The organism is Spongiibacter sp. (assembly GCF_041602295.1).
Classification (GTDB): Bacteria; Pseudomonadota; Gammaproteobacteria; order Pseudomonadales; family Spongiibacteraceae; genus Spongiibacter.
In genome coordinates this window covers 1-10,326 of the sequence record NZ_JBFIGO010000096.1, presented here as the reverse complement: position 1 = coordinate 10,326, position 10,326 = coordinate 1, and the positions used below count along the sequence as shown (strand labels likewise).

The 10,326-nt window shown below is 60.7% G+C and carries 12 protein-coding genes and 1 pseudogene; 10 read left to right on the top strand and 3 right to left on the bottom strand.

Annotated features, from left to right (window positions below; all coding sequences use genetic code 11):
- The first annotated feature begins 297 nt into the window (after positions 1–297).
- The 8 genes from ABYM29_RS12925 to ABYM29_RS12890 all read left to right on the top strand — a co-directional run bounded on the left by ABYM29_RS12925 (position 298) and on the right by ABYM29_RS12890 (position 5,393).
- Positions 298–438, top strand: coding sequence for a hypothetical protein (locus ABYM29_RS12925; protein WP_372865186.1), 141 nt, complete (start codon positions 298–300; stop codon positions 436–438).
- Between the two features lie 101 nt (positions 439–539).
- Positions 540–743: a hypothetical protein gene (locus ABYM29_RS12920; protein ID WP_372865185.1), complete on the top strand. Its 204-nt coding sequence runs from the start codon at positions 540–542 to the stop codon at positions 741–743.
- A 111-nt stretch (positions 744–854) separates the two neighbouring features.
- A complete protein-coding gene (locus tag ABYM29_RS12915; RefSeq protein WP_372865184.1) occupies positions 855–1,223 on the top strand; it encodes a transmembrane 220 family protein in 369 nt (122 codons plus the stop codon).
- A gap of 33 nt (positions 1,224–1,256) precedes the next feature.
- Positions 1,257–1,643 carry a hypothetical protein gene (locus ABYM29_RS12910; RefSeq protein WP_372865183.1) on the top strand — a complete coding sequence of 129 codons (387 nt, stop codon included), beginning with the start codon at positions 1,257–1,259 and terminating at the stop codon, positions 1,641–1,643.
- A 36-nt stretch (positions 1,644–1,679) separates the two neighbouring features.
- Positions 1,680–2,348: a class I SAM-dependent methyltransferase gene (locus ABYM29_RS12905; protein ID WP_372865182.1), complete on the top strand. Its 669-nt coding sequence runs from the start codon at positions 1,680–1,682 to the stop codon at positions 2,346–2,348.
- A 98-nt stretch (positions 2,349–2,446) separates the two neighbouring features.
- On the top strand, positions 2,447–4,732 hold the full coding sequence (locus ABYM29_RS12900) for a TonB-dependent receptor (RefSeq protein ID WP_372865181.1): 2,286 nt from the start codon (positions 2,447–2,449) through the stop codon (positions 4,730–4,732).
- Between the two features lie 130 nt (positions 4,733–4,862).
- Positions 4,863–5,021, top strand: a complete 159-nt coding sequence (locus tag ABYM29_RS12895; protein WP_036255757.1) for a YqaE/Pmp3 family membrane protein — start codon at positions 4,863–4,865, stop codon at positions 5,019–5,021.
- A 9-nt stretch (positions 5,022–5,030) separates the two neighbouring features.
- Positions 5,031–5,393, top strand: a complete 363-nt coding sequence (locus tag ABYM29_RS12890) for a DUF4112 domain-containing protein (protein WP_372865180.1) — start codon at positions 5,031–5,033, stop codon at positions 5,391–5,393.
- A 37-nt stretch (positions 5,394–5,430) separates the two neighbouring features.
- On the opposite strand, the gene ahpF is transcribed toward ABYM29_RS12890, so the two are convergent.
- Complete coding sequence (gene ahpF, locus ABYM29_RS12885; protein WP_372865179.1) at positions 5,431–7,008, bottom strand: alkyl hydroperoxide reductase subunit F; 1,578 nt, start codon at positions 7,006–7,008, stop codon at positions 5,431–5,433.
- A 69-nt stretch (positions 7,009–7,077) separates the two neighbouring features.
- Entirely contained in the window at positions 7,078–7,647 is a 570-nt protein-coding gene (ahpC, locus tag ABYM29_RS12880) for an alkyl hydroperoxide reductase subunit C (protein ID WP_372865178.1), read from the bottom strand.
- A gap of 144 nt (positions 7,648–7,791) precedes the next feature.
- Between ahpC and oxyR the strand changes: the two genes are divergently transcribed.
- Positions 7,792–8,691, top strand: a complete 900-nt coding sequence (oxyR, locus tag ABYM29_RS12875; protein WP_372865177.1) for a DNA-binding transcriptional regulator OxyR — start codon at positions 7,792–7,794, stop codon at positions 8,689–8,691.
- A gap of 85 nt (positions 8,692–8,776) precedes the next feature.
- On the opposite strand, the gene ABYM29_RS12870 is transcribed toward oxyR, so the two are convergent.
- Positions 8,777–9,682 (bottom strand): Dyp-type peroxidase, encoded by a 906-nt coding sequence (locus tag ABYM29_RS12870; protein ID WP_372865176.1) that lies wholly within the window; start codon positions 9,680–9,682, stop codon positions 8,777–8,779.
- 141 nt (positions 9,683–9,823) lie between these two features.
- Between ABYM29_RS12870 and ABYM29_RS12865 the strand changes: the two are divergent.
- Positions 9,824–10,326: pseudogene (locus ABYM29_RS12865) on the top strand (glutamate--cysteine ligase); the annotation flags it as partial.

Below are 10,326 nucleotides of genomic sequence, written 5' to 3'. Positions count from 1 at the left end.
TACAACACTCAGCGTCTGCACTCGGCATTGGGATATACGATGCCGAATGAGTATGAAAAGATGGCGGCGCGGGCACAGTAACTATGGCGTCTACTTTTTGGGGGGAGCCTCCCTTTGCTCCGGTTTTTACGCGCTTGCTTACGGCGTTAATCACTTGAGCATCGTAGGAGTAGAGCCTTGGGGAAGAGGCAGCGAAAAAGGGAGAGGGACCCGGAGTCGCATTTCAAGCGTTATCCCAATGAAAGGCTGCTCTCGACGTCCTCTGCCAATAAAGCGTCCGGGAGCTGTTGGAGGCTGTTGGGCCTGATATTTGTGGTGGTGGTTATAGGTTTTTATTTCGCTGGTGTGTTGGAGCCTGTGAGTTTGAGTCCGGAGCAGGTGAAATTACTGGAAGAAAATACCCCGAAGAGTTTGCACGGCATGGGTCTGAGCCGGTGAGTGAATTTACCAGGCGCCGGGTCGGCTCGGTGTGTTTGTTGCCGCCTGTGGGCCAGTGCTCGCCAGCCTGCCTCGGCGGATTAGTTTAAGGGAGTTCAGGGATGAGTGAATCTGCAAAAAGTGCAATGGAAGCGGCAAGTAATCACCTAATGCTTTTCTTGGTATTGTTTCTTGTCTCATACACTTTGCTTAGCCTTGTGGTTCACAAGGCGCCGGTCTTTTCGGCGTTCAGTCGCGAGAGTAAAAAGATGATGGTGTCAGTTGCGTCGCTTCTGGTGCTGGGCGTTGTTGCTTATTGTTTCTAGGGGCTTAGGTCGGGTACAAGTGACTGTGCTTGCGGCGCCCTGCCCTGTGCCGGCGTTCGGGCCGTGCGGGTCTGGGCGATCTGTTCGATGATTGTTAGAGGGAGTATTCGCTTGAAGTTTGTTCACGCCGTTGCGGTGTTGCTGTTTTTAACGATGGCGGTGATTCAGTTGAACGATCCCGATCCGCTGTACTGGTTTACGGTTTATGCGGCGGTGGCCGGGCTGGCGGGGAGCGGTTTTGTTGGCAAGCACTCGGCGCCAGTTTCGCGAATTGCCTTGGGTATGGTGCTGGCGGGCTTGTTGATGTCGGCGCCGGGGGCGGTGGATTACATGGCGGCGCAGGATTATTCGTCTATCTATGGGCAGATGATGGCGGAGAAGCCCTATGTGGAGGCGGCGCGGGAGTTTGGCGGTTTGGCCATTGCCGCGCTGTATTTGCTGCTGGTGGAGCGGTGGATGCTTTCGGCAGGGCGGGCTTAAGTAAAGCTTGGCTAGTTAGCGAGGACAGTTCTCATGGATGAGGGTTTGTGCAGCCGGTGTTTGCGGTCGGTGCTGGCAACGCTGTTAATGGTGTCGCTGGTGGCGTGCTCCACTATGCGGCCGCTGCAGACGGTGTCGCCGGCGGCGATTCACGAGACGGTGACGGTGGGCGACACGGTGGAGGTGCTGCATGTTAACGGCCGCTGGTTTCGCTTTAAAGTGCTTGAGCTTAGCGAGACAGAAATTGTCGGCGGCGGGCAGCGGATCTCGCTGGACCGCATCGAGGCGCTGCACGTAAAAGAAGTGAGTGCGGCGAAAACGGCGGGCTCGGTGGTGGCGGTGGTCGGCTCACTGGCCGCGCTGAGTGTTTATCTGCTGCAGCGCGCGCTGCACAGCTTAGATGAGGGCGGCGAGTCGTAATTCGGCTGGGTGGTCAGCGCATAGGGGGTAAGCCCAATGAGTGAGAAACGTTTTACGCCGGCCCTGGCCTATGCGGCGCTAACGCCCTTGTATGATCCGGTGCTGCGACTGCTCACCCGCGAGTTGGTGTGGCGCTCGGCAGTGCTGCGGCATTTGGATGCGCGCGCCGGCGAACGTATTTTGGATGTGGGCTGCGGCACCGCCAGTTTGCTGCTGCAGCTGGCATCGCAGTGTGCCGACCTGGAGCTACACGGCATTGATCCCGATGAGGCGGTGTTGGCGATTGCCCAACGCAAGGCGCAGCAGGCGGGGGCGACGGTTGTGTTGCATCGGGGCTTTGTTTCGCCAGCGCAGTGTGCAAGCTTGGGCCGGTTTTCAAAGGTGGTGTCTACCTTGGTGTTGCACCAGACGCCGCTGGCGGAAAAGCGCAATATTCTGCAGTCCATGTATCAGTTGTTGGATGGGGGTGGCCGGTTGTGCATCGCCGACTATGGCCAGCAGCGCAGCTGGGTGATGAAGGCATTGTTTCGCTGCACGGTGCAGCTGCTCGACGGCTATCGCGATACTCAGCCTAACGCCGAAGGTTGCCTGCCGCAGTTGATGGCGTCGCTGGGTTTTGTCGATATCGACGAGGTCGAGGTGGTGGCCAGTGCCACGGGCACAATTTCCATTTATACCGCGAGAAAGCCTAAGGCGGTGAGTTAGGCGTGCGGGCACCGCACTAATGGACAAAAAATAGCCAGAGTGTAATACTGCTTTACAGACGTAATCGCCATTTAATAATGATAAAAGCGAGACGAAATATGCAGAAAAACGCCGCTGTTGCGCTGACGTTTGGCGCCTTGATGACCCTGCCGCCGGCGCTGGCCGCCGAATCTGAAACCCCCGAAAAGAAACAACTTCAGCTTGAAGAAGTGATCGTGACGGCGCAAAAGCGTGAGCAGTCACTGTCGGATGTGCCGGTGTCGGTGACCGCGCTGGACGGCGACAAGCTGAAGAAGGCCGGTATCGAAAACCTCAGTGACCTGTCTGACTACACGCCCAATTTTAAGTTGGTTGAGGGCGGCTTGATTCCCAATGTGTATATGCGCGGGGTGGGCTCGGGCTCTAACCAGGGCTTTGAGCTGTCGGTGGGGATTTTCTCTGACGGCGTGCATCTGGGGCGGCCGCACCAGACGCGGGGCGCGTTTATGGACCTGGAGCGGGTGGAGGTGCTGCGCGGGCCGCAGTCGATTCTGTTTGGCAAAAACGCCATTGCCGGCGCGCTGAGTCTGATTGCCGCCAAGCCGGGCGACGAGCTGGAGGCGGATTTCAGCGCGATGCAGGGCGGGCCGGATGGCCAGCGCGAGTTGTCGGCCATGTTGTCGATGCCGATTAGCGATACCTTTGGGGTGCGCGCGGCGCTGCGCAGCCGCGATGAAGACGGTTATATGTTTAATGAAAACCCGGCGGTGAACCGCGACGAGCCGGGGGTGGAGGAGTTTTCCGGGCGGATTACCTTTGGCTGGGTGCCCAGCGACGATATCACCACCAGTTTGAAACTGGAAAAAACCAATCGCAAGCAGGGCGGCCGCCAGTTTGAGACCACCCACGAGAGCGCATTGACCGGCTGCAGCGGCGAAAACGTGAAGCTGGACGGCATCAAGAACGCCGACGCCAAAGAGTACGCCGAGATCGACAATTACAATGCCACGCTGAATGTCGATGTCGATTTTGCCGCCGGTACGTTGAGCTCGGTCACCGCCGCTACGGGTTTTGAGTCGGAGGATCTGTTCGACGGCGACTCCAGCAGTTTCGACACTGTGCCGCTGCTGGGTATAGAAGAGTACGACCAGCGCAGCCAGGAGTTTCGCTTTACCTCGCCGGGTGGCGAGTTTATCGACTACATCGTTGGCGCCTTTTACCAAACCGGGGAGATGACCTTTTTTGAGCAGACGCCGCTGAAGGTGCGCAACGGCGCGCTGGCCGATGCCGGTCGCGATCCCGTGGGCTGTTTGATCAATACCCAGGTCAATGTGCAGGCCGATTTGGAAAAAGACTTTTTCATGGACAGCGAGGCCTGGTCGACCTTTGCCCAGGTGACGTTTAACTGGAATGAGTCGCTGCGCACCACCCTGGGGCTGCGCTATGTCAACGAGGAGAAAGAGGGCTTCCGCGAACTGTTCCTGTATCAAGCGGGCACCCGCAATGACGTTGACCCGGGAACCGCAGCGGTACTGGGCGCACTGAACATCGAGGAGCACAAATTGCAGCGCCGCCGCGAAGTGGGCGTGACCCTGCCGTCGGTGAATGTGCAGTGGGATGTTAACGAAGACATTATGACCTACGCCACGCTGACCCGCGGCGCCAAGTCGGGCAGCTTTGATGCGCGCAATAACAACGCCAACGAGGGGCCGGGCGGCGGCGGCAGCAATTTCGAGTTTGAAGACGAGGTGGCCGACGCCATTGAGCTGGGCAGCAAAATGCGTCTGGCCGACGGCGCTGCCGAGCTGAACGTGGCGATTTACCACGTGGAATACGAGGAGATGCAGGTCAGCGTGTTCGACGGCGTGGCGGGCTTTGTGGTGTCCAATGCCGGTAGCGCCCTGACCAAGGGCGTGGAGCTGGACGGCCGCTGGTTGCTGAGCGAGTGGTTTATGATGAGCGGCTCGCTGGCCTATCTCGACTTCGAGTGGCTGGAGTACACCGAGGGCCCCTGTGTGGCCACCGACGAAGAGGATATTTGCGACCTCAGCGGCAAGGAAAACCAGCAAACCCCGGAGTGGACGGCGACCCTGTCGGGCACCGTGAGTATGCCGATGCCGGGCGACTTGATGCTGGACTTCACCGCCGACGCCTCGTTTAAAGACAGCCATTTCACCTCGGGCGACCTCGACCCGCGCGGTCTTCAGGCAGCCTACACCAAGTTTAATGCGCGCCTGGCGCTGGGCGAGATCAACGGCCAGTGGTCGCTGGCGCTGGTCGGCAAGAATATTACCGATGAGATGACCATTGGTATCGGCTCGCCCACGGTGCTGGATGTCGGCGGCTATCGCGGCACGCTGGAGCCGCGCCGCTCCTACTATCTGGAAGGGCGTCTGCGCTTCTAGCCGACTCGGCGCAGGGTATCGCTGTTGCAGTTGGATTGATTAGCGGCGCTCAGCGCCGCTTTTAGTTTTTCAGTTCTGTGCTACCTTAGGTCACAGCTGCCGTGTGGCAGCGCCAACGCCGGGAGCTTTCATGGATATTATTCGTATTATTTTTGCCATTTTACTGCCGCCGCTGGGGGTGTTTTTGCAGGTCGGTATCGGCAAGCACTTCTGGATCAATATTATTCTTACCCTGTTTGGCTATCTGCCGGGCATCATTCACGCGGTCTACATTATCGCCAAGAAGTAGTGGCCGTTAATGATTGACCATGAGGTTGCACGGCGGCTGCGGCGCAGCCGTCAAATCGCTACCCTGCTCGACGGCGCCTGGCGCATTCCCTATACCCCTTGGCGCTTTGGCCTGGATTCACTGCTGGGGCTGCTGCCGGTGGCGGGGGATGTGCTGGGCGCCCTGCTCGGGCTGGCCATCGTCTGGCAGGCGCGCCAGCTCGGCGCGCCGCGCGGCTTGCTAATGAGAATGCTGGGCAATATCGGCTTGGATTTTTTGCTGGGCAGTGTGCCGGTGGTTGGCGATATTGCCGATGTGGCATTTCGCAAAAATGACCTCAATGCCTCGCTGCTGGAAGACTGGGTGGCAAAAACGCAGGCCGGCAAGTCGTAAAAAAAGCCCCGGCGGGCGGGGCTGGTCAGCTGGGCGTTCAGGCGGCCTGGCTGGGCTGGTTCGTCGCCGAGTGGCGAATTAAGTAGTCGAAGGCGCCCAGTGCGGCGCTGGCGCCGTCGCCCATGGCCACCACGATCTGCTTGTAGGGGCTGGTGGTGGCATCGCCGGCGGCGAAGACCCCCGGCAGCGAGGTTTCGCCGCGCGCCCCCACCACAATCTCGCCGCGTTCGTTCAGTTCGACACTGCCCTGCAGGAACTCGGTGTTGGGCACCAGGCCGATCTGCACAAAGATGCCGGCCAGCGCCAGCTGTTTGCTGTCGCCGCTGACCCGGTCGCGGTAGTGCAGGCCGGTGACCTTGTCGCCGTCGCCGCTGACCTCGGTCGTTTGCGCATTCAGCACGATGTCAATATTGGCCAGCGAGCGGGCCTTGCGCTGCAATACCTCGTCGGCGCGCAGGGCGCTGTCAAACTCCAGTACGGTGACGTGCTCGACGATGCCCGCCAGATCGATGGCGGCTTCAATGCCGGAGTTGCCGCCGCCGATAACCGCCACCGACTTGCCCTTAAACAGCGGGCCGTCACAGTGCGGGCAGTAGGCCACGCCCTTGCCGCGGTAGTCGCGTTCGCCGGGCACGTTCATTTCGCGCCAGCGAGCGCCGGTGGCTAACATCACCGCCCTGCTGCGCAGCACGGCGCCGCCAACGTCGACGGCGATCAGGCCGTCGTCGCCGACACGCAATGACCGGGCGCGGTGGCCTTCCATTACCTCGACGTCGTAGTGCTCTACATGGGCGGCTAAATTGGCCGCCAGCTGCGGCCCCTGGGTGTCGGTGACCGAGATAAAGTTTTCAATGGCGACGGTGTCCAGCAGCTGGCCGCCAAAGCGCTCGGCCAGCACGCCGGTGCGAATGCCCTTGCGCGCCGCGTACACCGCCGCCGAGGCGCCAGCGGGGCCGCCGCCGACCACCAGCATGTCGAAGTCGTCTTTGTGTTTCAGGGCGTTCAGGCTGCGCGCCTCGGCCTTGTTGTCCACTTTTTTGACTATGTCCTGCAGGCTGATGCGGCCCTGGGCAAAGGGCTGGCCGTTGAGAAACACCGCGGGCACCGCCATGATGTTTCGGCTGTCCACCTCCTCTTGAAACAGCGCGCCGTCGACCATTTCGTGGCGGATATTGGGGTTGATGGCGGCCATCATATTCAGTGCCTGAACCACGTCAGGGCAGTTCTGGCAGCTCAGCGACACAAAGGTTTCGAATACCAGTTCGCCCTCCAGTGTGCGGATCTGTTCTATCAGGCCGTCGTCGATTTTCATCGGGTGGCCGCCGCTGTGCAGTATCGCCAGCACCAGCGAGGTGAATTCGTGGCCCAGCGGAATGCCGGCAAAGCGCAGCTCGGTGGGCTGCGTGCTTGAGCGCACGCCCATCGCCGGGCGGCGCAGCTCGCTGTGCTCGTCGCGGCTGAGCTGAATCTTGTCGGACAGCGCGGCGATGTCGTCGGCCAGCTGGGCCAGCTGCCGGGAGGCGTCGCCGTCGCTGGGGTAGGTGACCAGTTCCACGGGCGCTTTGAGGTGCGTCAGGTAGCTGGCAAGTTGTTGTTTCATTGTCGCGTCTAACATGGTGACTCCCGCAGAGTGAAATGGGTGGGCGCCCCTTGAGGGACGCGGGTCGCGTGACGGTGGCCGGCCTTAGATCTTGCCGACCAGGTCCAGTGACGGCGACAGGGTGTCTTCGCCGGGCTGCCAGGCCGCGGGGCAGACTTCGCCGTCGTGCTCGGCGACGTACTGGGCGGCTTGCACCTTGCGCAGCAGCTCCTTGGCCGAGCGGCCGATGCCGAGGTCGTGCAGTTCGGCGACTTTGATCTCGCCCTCGGGGTTGATCACAAAGGTGCCGCGCAGCGCCAGGCCATCTTCTTCGATCATCACGCCAAAGTTGCGCGAGATCTTGCCGGTGGGGTCACCGATCATCGGGAATTGGATCTTGCCGATGGTGTCGGAGCTGTCGTGCCAGGCCTTGTGGGTAAAGTGGGTGTCGGTGGATACCGAGTACACTTGCACGTCCATTTCCTGCAGCTGGGCGTAGTGGTCGGCCATATCGCCCAGTTCAGTGGGGCAGACAAAGGTGAAGTCGGCGGGGTAGAACATCACTACCGACCACTTGCCGCGCAGGTCGGCGTCGCTGACCTCGATGAAATCGCCGTTGTGAAAGGCGGTGGCGTTGAAGGGCTGGACTTGGGTATTGATAATGCTTGGGAACATAGTTGCTCTCCTGTTTGCAGTTAAGGTCGATGCCTTGAAGACAGGAGTGATACTACGGCGCAACAGAATGGGCCTCTAATCGATCGTTCGGATTATTACGATAGGTATTACCTATGCTAGTCTGGAGCCTCAACAGGAGGCCCCATGATTAAACTTCGCGATCTGCAATATCTGGACGCCGTTGCCCGTCACCAGCACTTTGGCCGCGCCGCCGAAGCCTGCTTTGTCAGCCAGCCCACCCTGAGCGGGCAGATTATGAAGCTGGAGGAGCAGCTGGGCTTGGCGCTGTTCGAGCGCCACCGCAAACGGGTGTTGCTGACCCCGGCAGGCGAGGCGCTGATAGCCCGCGCCCGGGCGGTGCTGCGCGCCGCCGACGATTTTGAAAGCAGCGCCCGGGCGCTGTCGGCGCCGCTGTCCGGTGACTTTCAGCTGGGTCTGATCCCCACGGTGGCGCCCTATTTGCTGCCACATATTATGGCGCCGCTGGGCCGCGAGCTGCCCGACATCAATTTCTATCTTCACGAAGACCAGACCCATGTGCTGCTGCAGCAATTGGACGAGGGCAAGCTGGATGTGGTGATTCTGTCCTGGCTGGACAGCATTGAGCATGTCGAGCGCTACCAGCTTTACCGCGAGCCGCTGGTGCTGGCGGCGCCCCGCGATCAGCCGCTGGCCAAATTAAAGCAGGCGGCGCTCAGCGATCTGGACGGCCAGGCGGTGTTGACCTTAGAGGACGGCCACTGCCTGCGCGATGAAACTCTGGACTACTGCTTTACCGCCGGCGCCAAGGAGGACCCGCGCTTTCAGGCAACCAGCCTGGAAACCCTGCGCTATATGGTGGCCAGCGGGCTGGGCATGACGCTGATGCCGCAGCTGGCGGTGCGCTTGGCAGACGAGCAGCAGGGCCTGCGCTATGTGCCGTTTCGCAAGCCGGTGCCGAGCCGGGAAATCTGCCTGTTGGTGCGGCCGAATTATTCGCGTATGGCCGCTGTGCGCGCCATGGTATCGACCATTCGCCAGGCGATGATCGGCGCGCTGGTCTAGGGCCGGGCCCGCTGTCGGGCGGCGGCGCAAAAAAAAGGGCGCCGCGCGGGCGCCCAAATTACCTAGAGTAGGAGACTTCGAGAGATTAGTGTGTCGCCAACTCAGAAAGTTCCGCAGCCGAGGGCGCAAACCAATAGCTGCCGCTCAGCGGGCGGGAAAATTCGGTCAGGCGGTCGACGATGCGGTCTTCGGTTTGACCAAACATGCTGGCTAAGATGTGGTCATAGCGCTCGATCTCGCCGCTAAATGCCAGGAAGTACAGGCCGTGCTGCTGCACGCCGCCATAGGGCACGCTGCGCCGATATAATTTTTGCGGGCGGCCATCAATCTTCACGTCACTGCGGCTGACATGGGCGTTGCTGGGCATGTGCTCGGCGTCCAGCTCGACGCTGTCGGGCTTGCTGCGGCCGATGACTTTTTCCTGTTCTTGCTGTGGCAGTGCGCGGAAGGCTTTCAGCTGGTGTTGCCATTGCTGTGACAGTACAAAGCTGCCGCCGGCGCCGACTTGGCCGTCGGCAATCAGCGCGACTTTTTGGCGGCCCTCTCCCTTGGGATTTTCGGTGCCGTCGATAAAACCGCTGAGATCGCGCGAGTCGTGGTAGACAAAGCCCTTGACCTCCACTGCCAAACTGGCCACGGCGGCGAGTTGCTCGGTGGCGGCAATGGCGGCGTCCAGCTGGGTGCTGGGGTCGTTGCCGTGCAGCCACAACAGTATGCTGCGCTGGCTGGCGGGCGCCTGTGTCGCGCCCTCACCGACGGCGGTAAAGGCCTTGAGGCCGGCCGGGCGCAGCGGGCTGAGGCGCGCCCAGCAGTCGCTGCCAAAGGCCCACAGGACATGCAGCTGGCGGCCATCCAGCGGCTGCAGTGCGGTTATGGCAGCCGCCACCGCGGTGTGTAACGCGCCGTCGCCGACACCGTCTAGTAATTGAAACTCGAGGAAAAAATGGCTTTGGCTGCCCTCGGCAAAGATGCCGGGCTGGGGTAGGCTCATTGCGAAAACTCCCTGGCGGTATGCGGTAGTGATTTGGCTGTCTCAGTGTAGGACGGCAATACCCCAGCCTGCAAAGCTTGTTCACGATAGATGGCGGAATTACACTGGTCGGCCTTTTCGAGCCCCGCCGAGGATAGATATTTGGCTACAAGTTTTGAGCAAAGATTGGCGTTTTTGGCGCAGCCTGAACAGCGCAGTCTGTTGAGGGCGATTCGTCGCGGCATCGAAAAAGAGAGCTTGCGTGTCGACAGTGACGGCCTGTTGTCGCGCCGCCGGCACCCCGACGCCTTTGGCTCGCCGCTCTGCCATCCGTCGATTACCACGGATTTTTCCGAGGCGCTGTTGGAGTTTATCACCCCGGTTAGTGACAGCATTGACGATACGCTGGCCGAGCTGAACAGCATTCACCGCTTTGCCAGCCGCAGCCTGGACGCTGAGCTGTTGTGGAATGCCAGCATGCCCTGTCGCCTGCCCGCCGACGCAGAGATTCCGGTCGCGCAATACGGCAGCAGCCACTCGGCCACCATGAAAAGTCGCTACCGCCTCGGCCTGGGCCACCGCTACGGCCGCAAGATGCAGACCATTGCCGGTATTCATTATAATTTTTCCCTGCCGCAGGGGCTGTGGAATGCGCTGTATCAACT

Excerpts from the sequence above, each read along its gene's own strand:
- ABYM29_RS12895 (WP_036255757.1), top strand. The coding sequence starts at position 4,863 with ATGGATATTATTCGTATTATTTTTGCCATTTTACTGCCGCCGCTGGGG.
- ahpC (WP_372865178.1), bottom strand. The coding sequence starts at position 7,647 with ATGTTCCCAAGCATTATCAATACCCAAGTCCAGCCCTTCAACGCCACC.
- ABYM29_RS12900 (WP_372865181.1), top strand. The coding sequence starts at position 2,447 with ATGCAGAAAAACGCCGCTGTTGCGCTGACGTTTGGCGCCTTGATGACC.
- ABYM29_RS12910 (WP_372865183.1), top strand. The coding sequence starts at position 1,257 with ATGGATGAGGGTTTGTGCAGCCGGTGTTTGCGGTCGGTGCTGGCAACG.
- ABYM29_RS12870 (WP_372865176.1), bottom strand. The coding sequence starts at position 9,682 with ATGAGCCTACCCCAGCCCGGCATCTTTGCCGAGGGCAGCCAAAGCCAT.
- ABYM29_RS12890 (WP_372865180.1), top strand. The coding sequence starts at position 5,031 with ATGATTGACCATGAGGTTGCACGGCGGCTGCGGCGCAGCCGTCAAATC.
- oxyR (WP_372865177.1), top strand. The coding sequence starts at position 7,792 with ATGATTAAACTTCGCGATCTGCAATATCTGGACGCCGTTGCCCGTCAC.
- ahpF (WP_372865179.1), bottom strand. The coding sequence starts at position 7,008 with ATGTTAGACGCGACAATGAAACAACAACTTGCCAGCTACCTGACGCAC.
- ABYM29_RS12905 (WP_372865182.1), top strand. The coding sequence starts at position 1,680 with ATGAGTGAGAAACGTTTTACGCCGGCCCTGGCCTATGCGGCGCTAACG.
- ABYM29_RS12920 (WP_372865185.1), top strand. The coding sequence starts at position 540 with ATGAGTGAATCTGCAAAAAGTGCAATGGAAGCGGCAAGTAATCACCTA.